This is a genomic window from Streptomyces niger, from assembly GCF_000718305.1.
Classification (GTDB): Bacteria; Actinomycetota; Actinomycetes; order Streptomycetales; family Streptomycetaceae; genus Streptomyces; species Streptomyces niger.
Window position 1 is genome coordinate 15,642 of record NZ_JOFQ01000037.1, and the last position, 21,390, is coordinate 37,031.

The 21,390-nt window shown below is 70.8% G+C and carries 21 protein-coding genes; 14 read left to right on the forward strand and 7 right to left on the reverse strand.

What is annotated here, in order from left to right; translation table 11 throughout:
• Window positions 1-9 precede the first annotated feature (9 nt).
• Window positions 10-1,407 (forward strand): hypothetical protein, encoded by a 1,398-nt coding sequence (locus IF20_RS35550; RefSeq protein WP_052869586.1) that lies wholly within the window; start codon window positions 10-12, stop codon window positions 1,405-1,407.
• Window positions 1,404-4,052 carry a cytochrome P450 gene (locus IF20_RS39635; RefSeq protein ID WP_199896910.1) on the forward strand — a complete coding sequence of 883 codons (2,649 nt, stop codon included), beginning with the start codon at window positions 1,404-1,406 and terminating at the stop codon, window positions 4,050-4,052. Before IF20_RS35550 ends, IF20_RS39635 begins: the two co-directional genes overlap by 4 nt.
• 137 nt (window positions 4,053-4,189) lie before the next feature.
• On the opposite strand, the gene IF20_RS35560 is transcribed toward IF20_RS39635, so the two are convergent.
• On the reverse strand, window positions 4,190-5,572 hold the full coding sequence (locus IF20_RS35560; protein ID WP_052869587.1) for a glycine--tRNA ligase: 1,383 nt from the start codon (window positions 5,570-5,572) through the stop codon (window positions 4,190-4,192).
• Window positions 5,573-5,773: 201 nt separating this feature from the next.
• On the opposite strand from IF20_RS35560, the gene IF20_RS35565 reads away from it, so the two are divergent.
• The 4 genes from IF20_RS35565 (at window position 5,774) to IF20_RS35580 (ending at window position 9,019) form a co-directional block, all read left to right on the forward strand.
• Complete coding sequence (locus IF20_RS35565; protein WP_052869588.1) at window positions 5,774-6,757, forward strand: metal ABC transporter substrate-binding protein; 984 nt, start codon at window positions 5,774-5,776, stop codon at window positions 6,755-6,757.
• 41 nt (window positions 6,758-6,798) lie between these two features.
• The gene (locus IF20_RS35570) at window positions 6,799-7,593 is read left to right on the forward strand and encodes a metal ABC transporter ATP-binding protein (protein ID WP_052869589.1); all 795 of its coding nucleotides are present in this window, start codon (window positions 6,799-6,801) and stop codon (window positions 7,591-7,593) included.
• 1 nt (window position 7,594) lies between these two features.
• The gene (locus IF20_RS35575) at window positions 7,595-8,494 is read left to right on the forward strand and encodes a metal ABC transporter permease (protein WP_052869590.1); all 900 of its coding nucleotides are present in this window, start codon (window positions 7,595-7,597) and stop codon (window positions 8,492-8,494) included.
• Between the two features lie 99 nt (window positions 8,495-8,593).
• Window positions 8,594-9,019 carry a Fur family transcriptional regulator gene (locus IF20_RS35580; protein ID WP_110944864.1) on the forward strand — a complete coding sequence of 142 codons (426 nt, stop codon included), beginning with the start codon at window positions 8,594-8,596 and terminating at the stop codon, window positions 9,017-9,019.
• Between the two features lie 67 nt (window positions 9,020-9,086).
• On the opposite strand, the gene IF20_RS35585 is transcribed toward IF20_RS35580, so the two are convergent.
• Together IF20_RS35585 and recO are read right to left on the reverse strand one after the other, a co-directional pair.
• A complete protein-coding gene (locus IF20_RS35585) occupies window positions 9,087-9,929 on the reverse strand; it encodes an isoprenyl transferase (RefSeq protein ID WP_052869592.1) in 843 nt (280 codons plus the stop codon).
• 64 nt (window positions 9,930-9,993) lie between these two features.
• A complete protein-coding gene (gene recO, locus IF20_RS35590; RefSeq protein ID WP_052869593.1) occupies window positions 9,994-10,743 on the reverse strand; it encodes a DNA repair protein RecO in 750 nt (249 codons plus the stop codon).
• Between the two features lie 83 nt (window positions 10,744-10,826).
• On the opposite strand from recO, the gene IF20_RS35595 reads away from it, so the two are divergent.
• Both IF20_RS35595 and IF20_RS35600 read left to right on the forward strand, forming a co-directional pair.
• Window positions 10,827-11,084 (forward strand): type II toxin-antitoxin system VapB family antitoxin, encoded by a 258-nt coding sequence (locus IF20_RS35595; protein WP_052869594.1) that lies wholly within the window; start codon window positions 10,827-10,829, stop codon window positions 11,082-11,084.
• Window positions 11,085-11,498 (forward strand): PIN domain nuclease, encoded by a 414-nt coding sequence (locus tag IF20_RS35600; RefSeq protein ID WP_052869595.1) that lies wholly within the window; start codon window positions 11,085-11,087, stop codon window positions 11,496-11,498. It begins immediately after the preceding gene.
• 20 nt (window positions 11,499-11,518) lie between these two features.
• Here the strand turns inward: IF20_RS35600 and IF20_RS35605 are convergent, their stop codons facing one another.
• The gene (locus IF20_RS35605; RefSeq protein ID WP_052869596.1) at window positions 11,519-11,737 is read right to left on the reverse strand and encodes a hypothetical protein; all 219 of its coding nucleotides are present in this window, start codon (window positions 11,735-11,737) and stop codon (window positions 11,519-11,521) included.
• A 359-nt stretch (window positions 11,738-12,096) separates the two neighbouring features.
• Here IF20_RS35605 and IF20_RS35615 point away from each other — a divergent pair, with 359 nt between their 5' ends.
• Both IF20_RS35615 and IF20_RS35620 read left to right on the forward strand, forming a co-directional pair.
• On the forward strand, window positions 12,097-12,951 hold the full coding sequence (locus IF20_RS35615; protein ID WP_234426979.1) for a helix-turn-helix domain-containing protein: 855 nt from the start codon (window positions 12,097-12,099) through the stop codon (window positions 12,949-12,951).
• On the forward strand, window positions 12,933-13,127 hold the full coding sequence (locus tag IF20_RS35620; RefSeq protein WP_052869598.1) for a DUF397 domain-containing protein: 195 nt from the start codon (window positions 12,933-12,935) through the stop codon (window positions 13,125-13,127). Before IF20_RS35615 ends, IF20_RS35620 begins: the two co-directional genes overlap by 19 nt.
• A 3-nt stretch (window positions 13,128-13,130) precedes the next feature.
• On the opposite strand, the gene IF20_RS35625 is transcribed toward IF20_RS35620, so the two are convergent.
• Entirely contained in the window at window positions 13,131-13,820 is a 690-nt protein-coding gene (locus IF20_RS35625) for a TerB family tellurite resistance protein (protein ID WP_052869599.1), read from the reverse strand.
• A gap of 261 nt (window positions 13,821-14,081) precedes the next feature.
• Window positions 14,082-15,848 (reverse strand): 2-isopropylmalate synthase, encoded by a 1,767-nt coding sequence (gene leuA, locus IF20_RS35630; protein ID WP_052869600.1) that lies wholly within the window; start codon window positions 15,846-15,848, stop codon window positions 14,082-14,084.
• Between the two features lie 300 nt (window positions 15,849-16,148).
• Here leuA and IF20_RS35635 point away from each other — a divergent pair, with 300 nt between their 5' ends.
• From IF20_RS35635 to IF20_RS35650, 4 genes are all read left to right on the forward strand, one after another.
• The gene (locus IF20_RS35635; RefSeq protein ID WP_110944865.1) at window positions 16,149-17,234 is read left to right on the forward strand and encodes a M4 family metallopeptidase; all 1,086 of its coding nucleotides are present in this window, start codon (window positions 16,149-16,151) and stop codon (window positions 17,232-17,234) included.
• A gap of 53 nt (window positions 17,235-17,287) precedes the next feature.
• Entirely contained in the window at window positions 17,288-17,554 is a 267-nt protein-coding gene (locus IF20_RS35640; RefSeq protein ID WP_052869601.1) for a protealysin inhibitor emfourin, read from the forward strand.
• Window positions 17,555-17,652: 98 nt separating this feature from the next.
• On the forward strand, window positions 17,653-19,026 hold the full coding sequence (locus IF20_RS35645) for a GH1 family beta-glucosidase (RefSeq protein WP_052869602.1): 1,374 nt from the start codon (window positions 17,653-17,655) through the stop codon (window positions 19,024-19,026).
• On the forward strand, window positions 19,023-20,285 hold the full coding sequence (locus IF20_RS35650; protein WP_052869603.1) for an MFS transporter: 1,263 nt from the start codon (window positions 19,023-19,025) through the stop codon (window positions 20,283-20,285). The genes IF20_RS35645 and IF20_RS35650 overlap by 4 nt, the downstream gene beginning before the upstream one ends.
• Window positions 20,286-20,369: 84 nt before the next feature.
• On the opposite strand, the gene era is transcribed toward IF20_RS35650, so the two are convergent.
• Window positions 20,370-21,308 (reverse strand): GTPase Era, encoded by a 939-nt coding sequence (gene era, locus IF20_RS35655; RefSeq protein ID WP_052869611.1) that lies wholly within the window; start codon window positions 21,306-21,308, stop codon window positions 20,370-20,372.
• Window positions 21,309-21,390: the final 82 nt, after the last annotated feature.

The following is a 21,390-nucleotide window of genomic DNA, read 5'->3' on the forward strand; positions in this document are numbered from 1 at the left end:
GAGCACGTCATGCCCACCGACGCAGACATCCACAGCTTCGCGAGCGACCCCCTCACCTACTTCTCGTCCACACGGCTCGCCATGCACACGCTTCCGCCGCGGGAGCTGGCGCAGCTCCAGCTCGCGGCCCTGCACATGCGCTTCGCCCAGCTGCGCGACCGGCTCCCGGTGGTGCGGACGATGGCGGACGAGCAGGACGTGCGCGCGATACGGGAACTCGACGACGCGGCACCCCTGCTGTTCCCGCACACCGTCTACAAGTCCTATCCGCCGTCCCTCCTCACGGACTGCCGCTTCGACCAACTCACCACCTGGCTCTCCCGGTTGACGACGGTGGACCTGTCGGGCGTGGACGCCGCCGGCTGCGACTCCATCGACGGCTGGCTGGAGCTGCTGGACACCCACACCGCGCTGCGCCCCGCGCACTCCACCGGCACCTCGGGCACGATGTCCTTCGCGCCGCACTCCTACGACGACTTCGACAAGCTCTACGAGATCATGCGGCTGGACGTCTTCCCCGACCCCGCGCAGCGCGACGAGGCCATCGACTTCGTCTACCCGTACTTCCGCACCGGGCGCAGCGGCATCGCCCGGCACGGCGCCGCCATCATGGAGCGCATCGCCCGCGATCCGGACCGCGTCCACACCCTGCATCCGGGCCTGGCCAGCGCGGACGTGATGTTCCTCGCGGGGCGGCTGCGGGCGGCCGCGGCCCGCGGCGAGCGGGACCGGGTGGTGATCCCGGAGTCGATGCGCAAGCGCCGCGAGGAGTTCGAGGAGGCGCAGCGCGCGGCACGCACCGGCATGGGTGCCTTCGTCGAGCGGCTCGCGGACCGGCTGCGCGGCCGGCGGATCGTCAGCCTGGGCACCTGGGACGTCAACTACCGCATGGCGGCGGCCGGGTTGGAGCGCGGCATCGAGGGGCTGTTCGCGCCGGACTCGGTGTACTGCTGGGGCGGCGGCTCCAAGGACGGTTCGATGCCGGACGACTGGGAGGCCGCGGCCCGGCGTTTCGCCGGCGTGCCACGGCTGCACCACGTGTACGCGATGGCCGAGGTGACGGCCCTCAACCTCTTCTGCCCGCACGGCCGTTACCACATCGAGCCGTGGACGGTGCTGTACGTGCTGGACGCCGACACCGGACAGCCGCTGCCGCGCAACGGCGTACGCACGGGCCGGGCCGCGTTCTTCGACCTGCTCGCGGACTCCCACTGGGGCGGCTTCGTCTCCGGGGACCAGGTCACCGTCGACTGGTCCCCGTGCGCCTGCGGCCGCACCTCCCCGGGGCTCCATCAGTCCATCACCCGCTTCAGCGAGCGGCAGGGCGGCGACGACAAGATCACCTGTGCGGCGAGCGACGAGGCCCTGGGCGAGGCCCTGGAGTTCCTCAACGAGGAGCTGGCATGACCACCACATCCCCCGGGCGGTCCGCCGCCACCACGCTGACCGTACCGGCCTTCCTCCGCGGCGAGACCGTCGACGCCCACCTGCTGCCCTTCGCGGGACGCGGCCAGGACGCCGGCTTCCTCGCACCCGACCCGTTCACGGTCCTGGGCCGGCTGCCGCTGGGCGACCCGGACCGGATGCGCGACCTGTACGCGCTGACCACCGAGGACGTCATCGACTGCCTCGCCGCGCTCGGCCCCCGGCTGGCCCTGTCCGAGAACGCGCTCCTCCAAGAAGCGCTCGCGCACGCCGCCGACTGGTCCGATCTGACCCCGGACGTGCTGCGCGGCTGCTACGAGCGGCTGCCGGAGTTCTTCGCCGCCGACGCCGTCCGCGAGATCGCCGAACGGGCCGTCGGCACCGCGGCGCTGGACGGCTGGGCGCAGGTCCGCACGACGGACGGCTGGCGCGCCTCGGTACGGGCCATGGGCTCCCGCGCCGTCCACATCATCGCGGGCAACAGCCCGGAGATCGCCGCGCTCACGATCATCCGCAACGCCGTCACCCGCGGCGACGCGATCATCAAGAGCCCGTCCAACGACCCGCTCACCGCGCTCGCCATCGCCCGCACCCTGGCCGAAACGGCGCCGGACCACCCGCTCACCCGACACCTGGCCGTGGCGTACTGGAAGGGCGGCGACGAACGGATCGAGCGGGCCCTGTACCGGCCCGAGAACGTCGAGAAGATCGTCGCATGGGGCGGCTTCGCCTCCGTACGCCACGTGACCCGCTACATCCAGCCGGGCCTGGAACTCCTCTCGCTCGACCCGAAGCTCAGCGCGACCGTCATCGGCCCGGAGGCGTTCGCGAGCCCCGACGCCATGGCCCGCACGGCCCGCCTCGCCGCCGTCGACGTCGGCGCGCTCAACCAGCTCGGCTGCTTCAACGCCCGGGTGATCTACGCGGTGACCGGCCGTGACGAGGCGGGCCTGCGGCGCGCCGGCGAGTGGGCCGAGCTGCTGCACCAGGAGGTCCAGCGGCTGCCCGGACACCTCAGCAGCCGCGCCAAACGCTTCGACCCCGACCTGCGCGCCGGGCTGCTCGCGCTGCGCGCCGCACCCGACTGGTACCGGGTGATCGGCGGCCGCGCTGACGAGGGCGCGGTGATCGTCTCGCGGACCGGCGATCCGGTGGCCTTCCACACCTCGCTCTCCGGCCGGGTCGCCAACGTCGTCCCGGTCGACGCCCCCGAGGACGCGGTGCGGGCCATGACGTCCGCCACCCAGACCGTCGGCGTCTACCCCGACTCCCTCAAGGAGCGGCTGCGCGACCTCGTACCGCTCCACGGCGTCCAGCGCCTGGTCTCCCTCGGGCACGCCACCCGCTTCCGCCCGGAACTCCCCCAGGACGCGATGGAGCCGCTGCGCCGGATGGTCAAGTGGATCGTGGACGAGACGTACGACGAACCGGCGCACGGCGCGCCCTCGGCGTGCCCCGTCGCCCGCCTCACCGCCGCCTTCGACCACCACGATCCGGAGTTCACGCCCGAGGTCGCGCGCCAGGTGCACCAGGCGTTACGGGAGCAGGGGCGCGTCGCCCGCACCGAGGCGTACGGCGGCGCGTGGGTGCTCTCCCGCTACGCGGACGTGCTGCGGGCGCTGACGGAGGACAGCACGTTCAGCTCCGGCTCGGGGATCTTCTTCCCGCGCGCGGAGGGGACGCCGCGCTTCGCGCCGCTGGAGTACGACCCGCCGGAGCACACCTTCTTCCGCGCGCTCATGCGGCCCGCCTTCGTACGCGCCCAGGTCACACGGCTGGCGCCCCGGGTCCGCGAGGTGGTGTCGGGCCTCGTCGCACCACTCGTCTCCCGGGGCGGCGGCGACCTGGTCCGGGAGCTGTGCACCCCGCTCCCCCTCGTCGTCCTCGGCCTCGCGGTCGGCTTCACGGAGGAGGCGCAGCGGCGCCTGCGCGACCTGACCCGCAACATGTGGGCCCGGATGCCGAAGGACGGCTCGGCGGCGGGGTTCTGGCCGCAGATGGAGGAGCTGCTGCAGGAGGAGATCCGGCGGGCGCGGGAGCGGGACGGCGGGGACTTCCTCGCCCGGCTGGTACGGGCGGAGCGGGCCGGCCGCCCACTCACCGACGCCGAGCTGCGCGTCATGCTCGTCGGCTTCGCCGTCGGCGGCCACCAGACGACCCTGAACGCGCTGGCCCACCTGCTGTGGACGCTGGCCCGCGACCGGGAGCTGCAGCTCCGGCTGCGGCACCGGCCCGAGCTGATGCCCGCGGCGGCGGAGGAGGCGCTGCGGCTGTGGACCCCGGCGGATCACAGCACGCGCGTGACGACCAGGGAGGTGGAGATCGGCGGCGTGACGATCCCGGCCGGGGACCGGGTCATCCTGCTGACCGGCGCCGCGAACCGCGATCCCGCGGTCTTCCCGGCCCCGGAGGAGTTCCGCCTCGACCGGCCGCCGAACCTGCACCTGACCTTCGGCCGCGGCATCCACTTCTGCGTAGGCGCTCCGCTGGCCCGGCTCGAATTCCGCCTCGTCCTGGAGGAACTGGCCCGCCACGCGCCGTACGCCCTGACGGCCGACCCCACCCGCTTCTACGAAAACGGCCGCCACCTGGCCCTTGACGGGCTGGAGGTCCGCTTCGGCTCATGAGGGGCGCGGGGAACTGCGCGAGCAACCACCGCGGTGCCGCACTCCGCCACTGCGCGGAGCGCGCACACGCCGCCGGCCGGCCCCGCACCCGCGGGAACCGGCCGGCAGTCGGAAATCAGCGCGCGCAGCGCGCAGGGTCAGCAGCCGAGGAGTCGGCCACCCAGGTAGGACTGGATCTGGTCCAGAGACACCCGCTCCTGCTTCATCGTGTCGCGCTCACGCACCGTCACCGCGTTGTCGTCGAGCGTGTCGAAGTCGACCGTGACGCAGAACGGCGTGCCGATCTCGTCCTGGCGGCGGTAGCGGCGCCCGATCGCGCCCGCGTCGTCGAACTCGATGTTCCAGTTCTTGCGCAGGTCCGCCGCGAGGCCCTTGGCCTTCGGGGACAGCTGCGGGTTCCGGGACAGCGGGAGGACGGCGACCTTCACCGGCGACAGGCGCGGGTCGAGGCGCATGACCGTGCGCTTCTCCATCTTCCCCTTGGCGTTGGGCGCCTCGTCCTCGAAGTACGCGTCGAGCATGAAGGCGAGCATCGCCCGGCCGACACCGGCCGCGGGCTCGATGACGAACGGGGTGTAGCGCTCGCCGGCCTCCTGGTCGAAGTAGGACAGGTCCTGGCCGGACGCCTTGGAGTGCGAGGCGAGGTCGTAGTCCGTACGGTTCGCGACGCCCTCCAGCTCGCCCCACTCCGAGCCGCCGAACTGGAAGCGGTACTCGATGTCAGCGGTGCGCTTGGAGTAGTGGGAGAGCTTCTCCTTGGGGTGCTCGTACCACCGGATGTTCTCCTCGCGCAGGCCCAGGTCGCGGTACCAGTTCCAGCGCTGCTCCATCCAGTACTCGTGCCACGTCTCGTCCTCGCCCGGCTTGACGAAGAACTCCATCTCCATCTGCTCGAACTCGCGGGTACGGAAGATGAAGTTGCCCGGCGTGATCTCGTTCCGGAACGACTTGCCCATCTGGGCGATGCCGAACGGGGGCTTCTTGCGGGAGGTCTGCTGCACCTGGGCGAAGTTGGTGAAGATGCCCTGGGCGGTCTCGGGGCGGAGGTACGCCACCGCGCCGGAGTCCTGGGTGGGGCCGAGGTGCGTGGAGAGCAGGCCGGAGAACTGCTTGGGCTCGGTGAAGCTGCCCTTGTTGCCGCAGTGCGGGCAGTTGACGTCGGCGAGACCGTTCTCGGGCAGCCGCCCGTGCTTGGCCTCGTAGGCCTCTTCGAGGTGGTCGGCGCGGAACCGCTTGTGGCAGGAGGTGCACTCGGTCAGCGGGTCCGTGAAGGTCGCGACGTGCCCGGACGCCACCCAGACCTCCGGGGCCAGGATGACCGACGAGTCGAGACCGACCACGTCGTCGCGGGAGGTGACCATGTTGCGCCACCACTGACGCTTGATGTTCTCCTTGAGCTCCACACCGAGCGGACCGTAGTCCCAGGCGGCGCGCTGGCCGCCGTAGATCTCACTGCACGGGTATACGAAGCCACGGCGCTTGCTCAGGCTGACGATGGTGTCGATCTTGTCGGCGGCCACGGTGCTCTCTTCATTGCGACGACGAACGATTGATAGGAGCGGCGCCCTGGCGCCTCCTTGGCGGTGGTGGTCGGGAGACGTCCGGGCGAATAGCTCAGGGTACCGGCGGCCATGCCCCCCGGATCAAATCGGTTCCCGCCGCTGTCCCCCTCTCACCTGGTTTGTTGACAATCGTTTCCAGCCTAGTTGAAAATGACTGTCATGAACGTACGCCGTCGAATATCCGCCGTGGCCCTCGCCGGCTCCGCCGTGCTGGGCCTCCTCGCCGTCTCCGCCTGCTCCACCTCCGGTGCCGCGGGCAAGGAGGACGGCAAGCTCGCCGTGACGGCGTCCTTCTACCCGATGCAGTTCCTCGCCGAGAAGATCGGCGGCGAGCACGTCTCCGTCACCAGCCTGACCTCCCCCGGCACCGAGCCGCACGACCTGGAGCTCAGCCCGAAGCAGACGGCGCAGCTCGGCGAGTCCGACGCCATCGTCTACCTCAAGGGCGTCCAGCCGGCCGTGGACGAGGCCGTCAAGCAGTCCGGGGTGAAGCACACCGCCGATGCCGCCTCCTTCACCACCCTGGAGAGCCACGGCGCCGAGGTCGGCGGCCACGACCACGGTGACGAGCACGGCCACGAAGAGAGCCACGCGGGCCACGACCACGGCGACGAGTCCGGTCTCGACCCGCACATCTGGCTGGACCCCGTGAAGTACGCCGAGGCCGCCAAGGGCGTGGGCAAGACCCTCGCCGCGGCCGACCCGAAGCACGAGGCGGACTACGAGAAGAACACCGCGGCCCTGGTGAAGCAGCTGGACAAGCTGAACCAGGACTACAAGGACGGGCTGAAGAACCGGAAGTCCGACACCTTCATCACCACCCACGCCGCCTTCGGCTACCTCGCCGAGCGCTACGGCCTCACCGAGGAGGCCATCAGCGGCCTGGACCCGGAGGCCACCGACGTCAGCGGCAGCCGCGTGAAGGACCTCCAGGCGCTGGCCAGGAAGCACGACGTGCACACCGTCTTCTTCGAGACACTGACCAGCCCCGACATGGCCAAGACGCTGGCCAAGGACGTGCACGCCAAGACGGACGTCCTCGACCCCATCGAGGGCATCACCAAGAAGTCGCGCGGCGACGACTACCTCTCCGTCATGGAGTCCAACCTCAAGGCCCTCCAGAAGGCCCTGGGCGCCAAGTGACCCGCGACGGAACGACCGGCGACGCGATCGAAGGAGCTGCCATGAGCGGTACGGACCGCGGTCCGGGCGAGGCGCCGGCCGTCGTCTCGCTGCGCGGCGCGAACGCCGCGCTGGGTGCACGCGCCGTGCTGCGCGGCATCGACCTGACCGTGCGGCGCGGCGAGGTCGTCGCGCTGCTCGGCGCCAACGGCTCCGGCAAGTCCACGGCCGTGCGCGCCGTGGTCGGCCAGGTGCCGCTCAGTGCCGGAGAGCTGGAGCTGTTCGGTACGCCCGCGCGCCGCTTCAAGGACTGGGCGCGCATCGGGTACGTACCGCAGCGCACCACCGCGGCCGGCGGGGTGCCCGCCACGGTCCGCGAGGTCGTGGCGGCGGGCCGGCTGGCCCGTACGAAGCTGAAGTGGCCGGGGAAGGCCGACCGCGCGGCCGTCATGGACGCGCTGGAGCAGGTCGGGATGGCCGACCGCGCCAAGGACTCGGTCGGCGCGCTCTCCGGCGGCCAGCACCAGCGCGTGCTCATAGCCCGCGCGCTGGTCGCCGAGCCCGAGCTGCTGATCATGGACGAGCCGATGGCCGGCGTGGACCTCGCCAGCCAGGAGGTGCTGGCGCGCACGCTGCGCGCCCAGGTCGAAGCCGGCGCCACGGTCCTCCTCGTCCTCCACGAGCTCGGTCCCCTGGAGCCGCTCATCGACCGTGCCGTGGTGCTGCGGGACGGCTGCGTCGTCCACGACGGGCCCCCGCCCGAGGCCGTCGGCCAGCACGCGCTGCCCGGCCACGACCACGTACACCCCCATGCGGACGCGGCGAACGAGCCCGTCCGGACAGGACTGCTGACCTGAGATGGACATCCTCACCTACGCCTTCATGCAGCGGGCGCTGATCGCCGCCGCACTGGTCGGCATCACCGCGCCCGCCGTCGGCATCTATCTCGTGCAGCGCCGCCAGGCGATCATGGGCGACGGCATCGGCCACGTCGCGCTGACCGGCGTCGCGCTCGGCGTCCTGCTCAACACCTCGCCCGTATGGATGGCCGTCCTGGTCGCCACGATCGGCGCGGTGATCATGGAGCTGGTCCGCTCGTACGGCAAGACCCGCGGCGACATCGCACTCGCCATGCTCTTCTACGGCGGCATGGCCGGCGGCGTACTGATCATCAACCTCGCCCCGGGCGGCTCCACCGCGAACCTCACGAGCTACCTCTTCGGCTCCATCACCAGCGTCTCCCCCGAGGACGTCACGGTCACCGCGATCCTGGCCGCCTTCGTCCTGGTGATCACGCTCGGGCTGCGCCGCCAGCTCTTCGCGATCTGCCAGGACGAGGAGTTCGCGCGCGTCACCGGCCTGCCGGTCCGCGTCCTGAACCTCCTCCTCGCGGTCACCGCCGCGGTCACCGTCACCGTCGCCATGCGCGCCGTCGGCCTGCTGCTGGTGAGCGCCCTGCTGGTGGTGCCCGTCGCGGCCGCCCAGCAGGCCACCCGCGGCTTCGCCGCGACCCTCGCCATCTCGGTGGCGATCGGTGTGATCGTCACCCTCTCCGGTACGGCCGTGTCGTTCTACGTGGACGTGCCGCCGGGTGCGAGCATCGTGCTGCTGGCCATCGCGGTGTTCGCCGTCTTCTCGCTGATCGCCGCGCCGCTGGCGAAAAGGCGCGCGCGGGCGGCCGTGCGGGACGATCAGGGGTGCACCCTGGAGGTGCCGGGGGCGCGGACTCCCGCCGACGACGTCGGCGTGCGGGTCTAGCCGGCGGGCGTGTAAGCGTCCCACCCGGCTTCCGGTCATCACCTGGCACAATGGCCGGACGTTCCGCAGGGGGATGTTCTACGCCTAAGGGAGGCAACGGTGGCGACGAGCGCGGGATCTCCGGTGCGCGGCCGGTCGACACGGCAGCGAGCCGCCGTGGCCGCGGCTCTCGACGAGGTCGACGAGTTCCGCAGCGCGCAGGAACTGCACGACATGCTCAAGCACCGGGGCGACTCGGTGGGGCTCACCACGGTCTACCGCACGCTCCAGTCGCTGGCCGACGCCGGCGAGGTGGACGTGTTGCGCACCAGCGAGGGCGAGGCCGTCTACCGCCGGTGCAGCACCGACGACCACCATCACCACCTGGTCTGCCGCTCCTGCGGCAAGGCCGTGGAGGTCGAGGGCCCCGCGGTGGAGCGGTGGGCCGATCAGATCGCGGCGGAGCACGGCTTCCGTGACGTCGGGCACACGATCGAGATCTTCGGCACGTGCGGCGACTGCGCGAAGGCCGCAGGGGCGTCCTGAGGGACGCCGAAACGCGCGAAGGGCCCGGGAAATCGCAGCGGCGACTCCCGGGCCCTTCTGCGTCCGCTCAGCCCTGCTGCGGGGCGCCGTCCCGCGCCGGAGCCGCGACCTCGTTCGGCAGCGCGCCGCCGAAGCGCCGGTCCCGCTTGGCGTACTCCATGCACGCGTCCCACAGGTTCCGCCGGTCGAAGTCCGGCCACAGCACGTCCTGGAAGACCATCTCGGCGTACGCGCTCTGCCAGATCAGGTAGTTCGAGGTGCGCTGCTCGCCCGAGGGCCGCAGGAACATGTCCACGTCCGGCATGTCCGGGTAGTACATGTACTTCGCGAAGGTCTTCTCGCTGACCTTCGACGGGTCGAGGCGGCCCGCCTTCACGTCCTCGGCCATCGCCTGCGCCGCGTCCGCGATCTCCGCGCGCCCGCCGTAGTTCATGCAGAAGTACAGCGTGAGGCCGTCGTTGTCCTTCGTCTGCTCCTGCGCGACCTGGAGCTCCTTGGCCACCGACTTCCACAGCTTGGGCATCCGCCCCACCCAGCGCACCCGGATCCCGAGCGCGTCCAGCTGGTCCCGGGTCTTACGGATGAAATCCCGGTTGAAGTTCATCAGGAAGCGCACCTCGTCGGGCGACCGCTTCCAGTTCTCGGTGGAGAAGGCGTACAGCGAGATGGCCTTCACGCCCATCTCGATGGCGCCCTGCAGCACGTCCAGCACCTGCTCGGCGCCGACCTTGTGCCCCTCGGTGCGCGGCAGCCCGCGCTCCTTGGCCCAGCGCCCGTTGCCGTCCATCACGATGGCCACGTGCTCGGGAACCAGCTCACCGGGGATCTTCGGCGGCCGCGCACCGGACGGGTGCGGCTCCGGCGCCTGGTACTCCCGCCGCGAACGGCCCAGAATCCCACGTCGTGCCATGCGTGCCACGTCTCCTAGCTCTCGGTTCAGCTCTCGGGGAGCTTCGGGTTCAGCTCTCGGATGGTTACTTCTCTACGTAGCGGAGCGAGCGCAGTCCCCGCTCCAGGTGCCACTGCAGATACGCCGCGACCAGCCCGCTGCCCTCCCGGACGTGCCTGGCCTCGGCCGCGTCCGCCGTCCGCCAGTCCCCCGTCAGCAACGCGCTGAGCAGCGCGATCGACTCAGAGGAGGGTACGACGCTGCCGGGCACACGGCACTCCCCGCATATCACTCCGCCCGCGCCGACCGAGAAGAACCGGTTCGGACCGGGCATTCCGCACCGTGCGCAGTCGTCAAAACTGGGTGCGTAGCCGTTCACGGCGAGCGACCGCAGCAGAAAGGCGTCGAGCACGAGATGCGGCGTGTGCTCCCCGTTGGCGAGCGTCCGCAGCCCGCCCACGAGGAGGAGGTACTGCTGCACCGCCGGCTCGCCCTCGTGATCGGTGAACCGCTCCGCCGTCTCCAGCATCGCGGTCCCCGCGGTGTACCGGTCGTAGTCCCGGACGATGCCGCCGCCGTACGCGGCGATCGTCTCGCTCTGCGTGCACAGCGGCAGCCCGCGCCCGATCAGGTCGCCGCCGCCCCGCGCGAAGAACTGCACGTCCACATGGGAGAACGGCTCCAGCCGCGCCCCGAACTTCGACTTCGTCCGCCGCACGCCGCGGGCCACGGCCCGCACCCGGCCGTGCCCGCGGGTCAGCAGCGTGATGATCCGGTCCGCCTCGCCCAGCTTCTGGGTACGCAGCACGACACCGTCATCACGGAACAGACTCATGGCGCCATTGTCGCGCACCCCGTTATATATACTGGAGAGCGCCATGGTATATACACCTCTTCCGCCAAACCGAAGGAGCACCCATGAGCCGCACAGTCATCGACGTCGACGACGAGGCGCTGGAGGCCGCCGCGAAGGAGCTCGGGACGACCACGAAGCGCGATACGGTCAACGCAGCGTTGCGCGAAGTGACCGACCGTTACCGACGGTTGCGGTCGCTTGAGAACGCCCGCAAGCTCGTCGCCGAGGGCGGCGTGGACATCGACATCCTTCTGGACAAGCGCAAGTACCGGGGCAGCCTGCGGGATGACGAACCAACCGAATCACGCAGGAGCGCGTAGTTGAACGTCGCCGACTACCTCATCGACACCTCGGCGCTGGCCCGTGTCCTACTCGGCAAGGCAGCAGCCGAGTGGGACGCCAAGATCAGCGCCGGCCTCGTCGCAATCTGCGACTACACGGAGCTGGAAGTTTGCTATTCAGCCCGGTCGTCCGCAGACCGCGAGACGCTGCAGCGCGAGATCAGAACTCACTACACCTGGTGCCCGCTCCCGGAAGGCATCTACCGACGCGCGCGCGTCGTGCAGGAGAAGCTCACCGCCAAGGGTGAGCACCGCAGCGCCGGCCCCATCGATCTCCTGGTGGCCGCGGTCGCCGAGCAGTCGGACCTCACCCTGCTTCACTACGACCGCGACTTCGACACCATCGCCCGCACCACGGGCCAGCCGGTCCGGATAATCGATCTGGAGACCTGAGGCGCCTCTCCGGCTGCCCCTCAGCCCACCTCGCCCCGGCTGCGGGCGTTCACGTATGCCGTGGCCGCGCTCAGTCGCTCCGAGGCGGTGGCGTCCCGCACCGCCTCGGGATCGCAGTCCCACTCCCGCCCGCCGCCCACGGGCCGCAGCTGGAGGTACGGCCCCTCGCTGCCCATCACCAGTCCCACCCTGCCCGTCCGGGTGTCCACGACGTACGAACCCACCGCGGCGCCGCTCATCGTTCCTCGCTCGCTTTCTTCTCTCGTTCCTGCAGCACGGCGGTCAACTTCCGTGCCGTACCGACCGTGCAGCGCCCGAATTCGACCAGCGGCCGAGGCGTCTCGTACGCGCACGAAATGAGGTCGAGGCGGAGTGAAGGCAGTACGACACCGGCCCGCGTGAGCGCTTCCCGCAATTCCCGCACCGCCGCCTCTGCCTCCTCGATACTTTCCACCGCCGACCGCCTGTCCCACTTTCCCGCCACGCCATTTCCCTCCGGGAGACTTTCGCTGTTCACCCCCTTAGCGTGCGGGCGCCGACCTAAAATCGGCAGCGGTGCGCGCGCTACAACTGCGCGGCAGGGCGAGGGGGTTAGGCCATGGCCATGACCGGCAAGGGGCGCCATGGCGGCCCACGACAGGCAGCCTGGGAATTCTTCGGCGCGGAACTGAAGCGACGCCGGGAGGCCGCGGGCTTCACCCAGGACGAGCTGGGCAGGCGGGTATTCGTATCCGGCGGCTACATCGGCCAGTTCGAACAGGCGATCCGAAAGCCGCAGCTGGATGTAGCGGAAAGGATCGACGAAACCCTACAGACGGACGGCTTTTTCGCCCGCATGTGCGAGAAGTTGATTAACGGCTCGCCTTACGAGACGTACTTCGCGCCCGCGGCCGAACTGGAGGCCCTCGCCACCGAAATCTGCGACTTCGAGCCCACTTTCGTGCCCGGCCTTCTGCAGACGGCCGCCTACGCGCGAGCAATCATGTTGGCCGACAGCCCTGCCGAGCCACGCGAGGCCGTCGAGGAGCGGGTCGTCGCGCGACTGGAGCGGGCGCGCATCCTCCAGGACCCGCGCACCCCTCAGTACTGGGCGATCCTGCATGAGGTGGCAACTCGTATCCCGGTCGGCGGCCCGCTCGTCATGGCCGAGCAGCTGGACCACATCGCCGACACGCTCCGGAGGCAGCGTGTGGTGCTGCAGGTGCTCCCCTTCGCAGCAGGGGCGCATTCCGGCATGGGCAAGCCACTGCGACTCATGGAGTTCGAGGACGCTCCGCCAACTGCCTATACAGAGGGCCTGCTTACGGGCAACTTGCTGGACGACCCGGCCATGGTGAAGCGCGCCAACCGGACTTACGATCTGCTCAGGGCCGTCGCACTGTCGCCGGAGGCGTCCCTGGCCCTCATCGAGTCGGCGGCGGAGGACTGGAGACAATGCGCGAGCATGACTTGAGCACCGCCCAGTGGCGCAAGAGCTCATACAGCAGCGGTGCCAGCGACAACTGCATCGAGGTCGCCGACAACCTCGGTCCCGTCGTCCCCGTCCGGGACAGCAAGAACCCCGACGGCCCCGCAGTCATCTTCTCCGCCGACGCGTGGGCGGCGTTCCTCGCGACCCTCAAGGCGTAAGCCTCAGGACGGCGTACGCGCCGCGGCGAGCAGCCGCTCCGTGTCGGCCTCGTCCAGCGACAGCGCACCGCCCACCGTCGTGAGGACCTCGCGTTCCGGGCCCGTGTAGGGGCCGTCCGCCAGCGCGATGCGTGCGCCCTGGAGCAGCAGGGATTCCCGCCCCGCAGGGGCAAGATGCGGGGCGAGCGGCTCCAGCGCCTCATGGAGCTCTATCGCGAGAGCGGTACCGCAGGGGTCGAGCCCGTCGCGGCCGTCGTGGTACGTGCCGGGGAGCCGGCCCGTGTCCGCGGCGAGTGCGGCGAGCAGGGAGAGCAGCTGCTCCTCCGTGCACTCGGTGAAGCCGGAGGACCGTACGACGGAGACCGCCTGTTCGCGGACCGGGCGCGCGGACGTGCCGCCCGCCGCCAGGACCGCGAGCGCGATCGTGTGCACGGCGTCGCGGAGCATCGCGGAGAAGCGGGTGGTGGTCGGGTGGTCCAGGGCGTCGAGGCCGAAGTGGCTGCCGCAGGAGGAGCACTCCAGGACGGGGCCCACCTCGCCGCGCGGGAGGACGGGGACGCCGAGCAGGGCCAGTCGGCGCTTGCCCGTGCGGCGGCGGTAGTTACGGTCGCCACCGCACTCGGGACAGAAGAACTCGCCGTCGGCGATCGTGCGCCATGACGTGCGCACGCCCACCAGACCCAGCTTGTGCATCACGTCGAACCTCCGTAACGCCCCCGAAGCCCTGACGGGCACGGGCTGTGCCCAGCGCGGCAACGCTGCCGCGCTGACGTGATGTTAGCCACATACAACGCGTCGCGTCAGCATGTCGTACCGGGAGATGCGGAAGGCCCCGCCCCTCCGTTTCGGGAGCGGCGGGGCCTTCCGTGCGGCCTCACCACGGGCCGGTAAACCGGCCCTTCGGTACGGTCCGGGACCCGGCCAGCGGGTTTATCGGACTTACCCGTACGAGTGTCAGCGGCTCGCGCGGTTGACGGCGGAGACGACGGCCTTGATCGAGGCGCGGACGATGTTCGCGTCGATGCCTACGCCCCACAGAACCTTGTCGCCGATGGCGCATTCGATGTACGCGGCCGCCTGCGCTCCGGCGCCCTCGCTCATCGTGTGCTCGACGTAGTCCAGCAGACGGACGTCGACGTCGATGGCGTGCAGCGCATCGAAGAACGCGGCCAGCGGGCCGTTGCCGCTGCCGGTCAGCACCGTGTCCTCGCCGTCCACGACGGCCTCGACGGTCAGCGCGTCCGTGCCCTCGGTGGTCGTGGAGGTCTGCGCGGAGCGCAGCGAGATGCGGCCCCAGGGGTTCTCGGGGGTGGGCAGGTACTCGTCCTGGAAGGTGGACCAGATGTCCGCCGGGGTGACCTCGCCGCCCTCGGAGTCGGTCTTCTCCTGGATGGTCCGGGAGAACTCGATCTGCATGCGGCGGGGCAGGTCCAGCTTGTGGTCGTTCTTCAGGACGTAGGAGATGCCGCCCTTGCCGGACTGGGAGTTGACGCGGATGACGGCCTCGTAGGAGCGGCCGACGTCCATGGGGTCGATGGGCAGGTACGGGACCGCCCACTCGAACTCGTCCGCGCTCTTGCCCGCGGCGGCCGCTTCGGCCTCCCGGGCGTCGAAGCCCTTCTTGATGGCGTCCTGGTGGGAGCCGGAGAAGGCGGTGTAGACCAGATCGCCCGCGTAGGGGTGGCGCGGGTGGATCTCCATCTGGTTGCAGTACTCGGAGGTGCGGCGGATCTCGTCGATCTGCGAGAAGTCGATCATCGGGTCGACGCCCTGGCTGAACAGGTTCATGCCCAGGGTGACCAGGTCGACGTTGCCGGTGCGCTCGCCCTGGCCGAACAGGCAGCCCTCGACGCGGTCGGCGCCGGCCATGACCGCCAGCTCGGCGGCGGCGACGGCGGTGCCGCGGTCGTTGTGCGGGTGGGTGGACAGGCAGACGTACTCGCGGCGGGACAGGTTGCGGGACATCCACTCGAAGCGGTCCGCGTGGGTGGACGGCGTGGAGCGCTCGACCGTGGCGGGCAGGTTCAGGATGATCTCGCGGCCCTCCTCGGGCTGCCAGACGTCCATGACCGCCTCGCAGACCTCCAGGGCGAAGTCCAGCTCGGTGTCGGTGAAGATCTCGGGGCTGTACTGGTAGCCGAAGATCGTCTCGTCGCCCAGGATCTTCTCGGCGTACTCCATGACCAGCCGGGTGCCGTCCACGGCGATCTGCTTGACCTCTTCCTTGGAGCCGCGGAAGACGACCCGGCGGAAGGTGGGCGCGGTGGCGTTGTACAGGTGCACCGTCGCGCGGTGGGCACCGCGCAGCGACTCGACGGTCTTCTCGATCAGCTCTTCGCGGGCCTGCGTCAGGACGGAGATCGTCACGTCCTCGGGAATCGCGCCCTCTTCGATGATGGAGCGTACGAAATTGAAGTCGGTCTCACCGGAGGAGGGGAAACCGACCTCGATCTCCTTGTAGCCCATCTTGACCAGCAGGTCGAACATCTCGCGCTTGCGGGCCGGCGACATCGGGTCGATCAGCGCCTGGTTGCCGTCGCGCAGGTCGGTCGACAGCCAGCGCGGAGCCTTGGTGATGCGCTGGTCCGGCCACGTGCGGTCAGGAATGTTCACCGCTTCGTACTCGCCGTACTTGTGCACCGGCATGCCGGACGGCTTCTGCTGGACGGTGGCGGCGGTGATGGGGGTCGGGCGACCGATGGCGTTCTCGGACTTCGACATGATGCGTAGGGCTCCTCGTAGGTCCATGAGGGACGGCCGACGGGCTTGGGAAACCGCAACACCGAACTCCGCGGGGAGGGGGTCGGCCTACGACTACAGGCCCTCGCCGCGGCAGCTAAGAAGAAGCAGCCCGAAACGCATGATGCTCAGCACCTTAGCCGAGACCGAAAGCGAATGGACGTCCCGTATCAGTATGCGGGACAGAAGATCCGTTGTGGCCTTTTGGCGAGCAAGCACACATTCCAGGGAATCTCGGCAGCAGGGAGTGACATGGCACACACGCGGTGCCACGCTCGCCGCATGGACGCCACTTCCTCGAACATGAGCCATCCGTTCTGCGGGATCGTCCCCCCGCACATCCTCGACCACCTCTCCCGTGCGCAGAGCTCCACGATCTCCGGCCGAGCCCGCCGGACCCTGGAGCACGACGCCCTGCAGCGCACCCGCCGCCGCCTCACCACCGTCCGCGGCATGTCCGCGCCGGCCACCGCCCGGGCCGGCAGCGACAAGCCGCAACGCACCATCTACGACGCGGAACACAAGGAGACCCTGCCCGGCAAGAAGGTCCGGGACGAGACCGACGAGGCCGGTTCCGACGCCTCGGTGAACCGCGCCTTCGCGGGCCTCGGCGCCACCTTCGAGCTGTACTACAAGGCGTACGGCCGGCACTCCATCGACGGCGCCGGCCTGCCGCTGGACGCCAGCGTCCACTACGGCAAGGACTACGACAACGCCTTCTGGGACGGCGAGCGCATGGTCTTCGGGGACGGCGACGGCGAGCTGTTCCGGGACTTCACCACCGCCCTGGACGTGATCGGCCACGAGCTGACCCACGGTGTCACGCAGTACACCGCCAACCTGGAGTACCTCGGCCAGTCCGGCGCGCTCAACGAGTCCATCTCGGACGTCTTCGGCTCGCTGATCAAGCAGTACTCCCTGAAGCAGACCGCCGACCAGGCGGACTGGCTCATCGGTGACGGGCTCCTCGGCCCGGACGTCGACAAGGGCACGGCGCTGCGCTCCATGAAGGCGCCGGGCACCGCGTACGACGACGACGTCCTCGGCAAGGACCCGCAACCCGCCACGATGGACGGGTACGTGACCACCTCGCAGGACAACGGCGGGGTGCACATCAACTCCGGCATCCCCAACCACGCCTTCTACCTCGCGGCGGTGTCGCTCGGCGGCAACGCCTGGGAACGCGCGGGGCAGCTCTGGTACGACGTGCTGACCGGCGGCGAGCTCGCCAAGGACGCCCAGTTCGCGGATTTCGCCAAGTTGACGATCGACGCGGCCAAGGGGCGCTACGGCGACCACGGTGAGGAGCACGAGGCGCTGGTCAAGGCCTGGTCCCAGGTGGGCGTCACCAACAACCAGGGGCATTGACCCGGGCAACCGGAGTCATTGACCCGGGGCACCCCGAGGAGAAGGCTGCCGTCATGCGGATTCAGGTGAGGCGCACCGGCGGTTTCGCCGGCATCGAGAAGTACGCCGAGATCGACACCGCCGGCAGGGCCGATGCCGCGCGTTGGGACGACCTGGCCGAGCGGGCCCTGGCCGAGGGCCGCAGTGAGCCGCCGGTGGGAGTGCCGGACGGCTTCACGTACCAGATCACCATCGGCGACCGGACGGTGTACTGCGCCGACCCCCGGCTGACCGATCCCCAGCGCAAGCTCATCACCCAGGTCCTCAAAGAAGGCGCATGACGGCGCGTGCCAGGGGTGCGGACCGGCGGCTCCGCCCGCACCCCTGACACGTCACGGCCCCCTTGACTTGTTACTGAAGGGTCAAGAAGATCCCGGTCATGACGCTGCCGCCCCCGCACTCGTCGCCCGGCCCGCTCCCCCGCTTCCCCGCGGACTTCCTGTGGGGCGTGTCCACCTCGGCACAGCAGATCGAGGGGGCGGTCGACGAGGACGGGCGCGGCCGCTCGGCCTGGGACGCGTTCACGGCCGTGCCGGGCCGGGTGAAGGACGGCACCGACTCCGCCGTCGCCACCGACCACTACCACCGCTACCGCGAGGACGTGGCCCTGCTCGCCGAGCTGGGCGCCGGCGCCTACCGCTTCTCGGTCTCCTGGCCGCGCGTCCTCCCCGACGGCACGGGCCGGGTCAACGCCGCGGGCCTGGACTTCTACGACCGGCTGGTCGACGAGCTGCTGGCCGCCGGGGTGCAGCCGCTCCCCACCCTCTACCACTGGGACACCCCGCAGCCGCTGGAAGAGGCGGGCGGCTGGCTCGTACGGGACACCGCGCACGCCTTCGCCGCGTACGCCGACGTGGTCGCGGCCCGCCTCGGGGACCGCGTACCGCGCTGGATCACGCTGAACGAACCGGCCGAGGTCACCCTCCTCGGCTACGGCCTGGGCGTGCACGCACCGGGCCGGCAGCTGCTCTTCGACGCGCTGCCCGCGGCCCACCACCAGCTCCTCGGCCACGGCCTCGCGCTCCAGGCGCTCCGGGCCCGCGGCGCGGACAGCGTCGGCATCGCCAACTCCCACGGCCCCACCTGGCCGGCCTCGGAGACACCGGCCGACCAGGACGCGGCCGACCTCTACGACCTCCTCCTCAACCGCCTCTTCGCCGACCCCCTGCTGCTCGGCCGCTACCCCGACGAGGAGCTGGCCGCCCTGCTCCCCGGACCCGTCGCGGACGACCTGAAGCTGATCTCCCAGCCCCTGGACTGGTACGGCGTCAACTACTACCAACCGACCCGCGTGGGAGCACCGGACCCGGCGACTCCCACCACCGACTTCGGGGGCATCCCCCTCCCGCCCGAGCTGCCCTTCGCGCCGCGCGAGATCACCGGCCGCCCCCGCACCGCCTTCGGCTGGCCGGTCGTCCCCGAGGCCCTGACCGAGCTGCTCACCGCCTTCCGCGACCGCTACGGCGCGGCCCTCCCGCCGATCGTGATCACCGAGAACGGCTGCTCGTACGACGGCGTCGAGGACCCCGAACGGATCGCGTTCCTGGACGCCCACCTGCGGGCCCTGCACGACGCCATGGCCGCCGGGGTCGACGTCCGCGGCTACTTCGTCTGGTCGCTGCTCGACAACTTCGAATGGGCGGAGGGCTACGCGCAGCGCTTCGGCCTGGTCCACGTCGACCACGAAACCCTGACCCGTACCCCGAAGGCGTCCTTCCACTGGCTGCGGGACGCACTGCGGGCCCAGCGGTGAGACCGTCGGCGGGCCCGGCGACGGCCGCGCACGCCCTGGCCGAGCCCGTCGAACGGGTCGGTGGCGGCTGGACGGCCGCCCTCTCCCTCGCGAACGGCGCGCTGTGGGTCGGCTGGTTCGGCCCGCTGCAGATCCTGCTGGCCCTCCAGGCCGCCGAGCTGGCACCGCCGGGCACCGCCAAGGAATCGGTACTGGCCTGGGTGACGGGCGCGGGCGCCGCCGTCGCCCTGGTCGCCACGCCCCTCTTCGGTGCGGTCTCGGACCGTACGGCCGCCCGCTTCGGCCGCCGGCGGCCCTGGATCGTGAGCGGCGTCACCGGGGGCGCAGCCGGCCTGGCCCTGCTGTCGGCGGCCGGCACCTGGCCCGTCATGCTGCTGGGCTGGGGCCTGGTGCAGCTCGCGCTGAGCGCCGCGTTCGCCGCGCTGACCGCCGCGGTGCCGGACCGGGTGCCGCGCCGGCAGCGCGGCGCGGTCGGCGGCTGGCTGGGCGTCGCCCAGATCCTCGGCGTCCTCGCCGGTACCGGCCTCGCGACCGCCGCCGGCGGGATCACCGCGGGCTACCTCGCCTGCGCCGCGTTCACGCTCCTCGCGCCGCTCCCGTACGTCCTGCTGCACCGCGACGCGGTACTGCCCGCCGACCGCCGCCCGCCCTTCTCCTGGCGCGCGTTCCTGCACGGCTTCCGGCTGAGCCCGCGCCGCCACCCGGACCTGGCCTGGGCCTGGCTGACCCGGTTCCTGATCAACCTCGGCAACTCGCTCGTACTGCTCTACCTGCTCTACTACCTGCGCGACGCGCTGCACCACCCGGCCCCGGAGCGCGGCGTACTGATCCTCACCGCGGTCAACGGCGCCCTGCTGCTCGCGACGGTCGTGGTCGCCGGCCACTGGTCGGACCGGATCGGCCGCCGCAAGCCGTTCGTCCTGTGGGCGGGGGTGCTGATGACGGCGGCCACCGCGCTGCTCGCCGGCTGGCAGACGTGGCCGGGCGCGCTGGCGGCGGCCGCGCTGCTGGGCATCGGCTTCGGCGTCTTCACCTCGGTCGACTTCGCCCTCATGACCGACGTCCTGCCGACCGCGGCGGACCGCGGCAAGGACCTCGGCATCATCAACATCGCCAACTCGCTGCCGCAGGTCATCGCCCCCGCGCTGGCCGCGCCGGTGGTCCGCCACCTGGGCGGCTACCCGGCGCTGTACGTGACGGCCGCGGTGGTCGGCCTGGCCGGCGCGCTCTTCGTACGGCGCATCCGGAGCGTGGCCTGAGGCGTCCCGGGCGAGGCGTGGTGCGACGTCCCGCAGGCGTGACGTGCTTCGACGCGCCTCAACCGTGGCGTGCTTCGACGCGCCTCAGAAGCCGAGCTTGCGCAGCTGCTTCGGGTCGCGCTGCCAGTCCTTGGCGACCTTCACGTGCAGGTCCAGGTAGACGGGCGTGCCGAGCAGCGCCTCGATGTGCTTGCGCGACTTCATCCCGACCTCCTTGAGGCGCTTGCCCTTGGGGCCGATGATGATGCCCTTCTGGCTGGGCCGCTCGATGTACACGATCGCGTGCACGTCCAGCATCGGCTTGTCGGCCGGCCGGTCCTCGCGCGGCAGCATCTCCTCCACCACCACCGCGATCGAGTGCGGCAGCTCGTCGCGTACGCCCTCCAGCGCCGCCTCACGGATCAGCTCGGCGACCATGACCTGCTCGGGCTCGTCGGTGAGGTCGCCCTCCGGGTACAGCGGCGGGCTCTCGGGCAGCATCGGCGCGAGCAGATCGGCGAGCAGCCCCACCTGGCTGTCGCCCACCGCGGAGACCGGAATGATCTCGGCCCACTCGATCCCGAGCTCCTGCCCGAGCCTGTCGACGGCGAGCAGCTGCTCGGCCAGCGTCTTGGAGTCCACCAGGTCGGTCTTGGTCACGATGGCGACCTTCGGGGTCTTCTTGATCCCGGCCAGCTCACCCGCGATGAACCGGTCACCCGGCCCGAGCTTCTGGTCGGCGGGCAGGCAGAAGCCGATCACGTCGACCTCGGCCCACGTCGTCCGCACGACGTCGTTCAGCCGCTCGCCCAGCAGCGTGCGCGGCTTGTGCAGCCCGGGAGTGTCGACCAGCACCAGCTGCGCGTCCGGCCGGTGCACGATGCCGCGGACGGTGTGCCGGGTGGTCTGCGGCCGGTTCGAGGTGATGGCCACCTTCTTGCCGACGAGAGCGTTCGTCAGGGTGGACTTGCCCGCGTTCGGGCGGCCGACGAAGCACGCGAAGCCGGCGCGGTACGGGGCGGAGGAGTCTGTACGAACGCTCATGGCGCCCATTCTCCCCGATCGCGGGCATGACACCGACCACCGGGCCGGTCCGGTCGGATCGACCGGACCGGTGCGGCTTGCG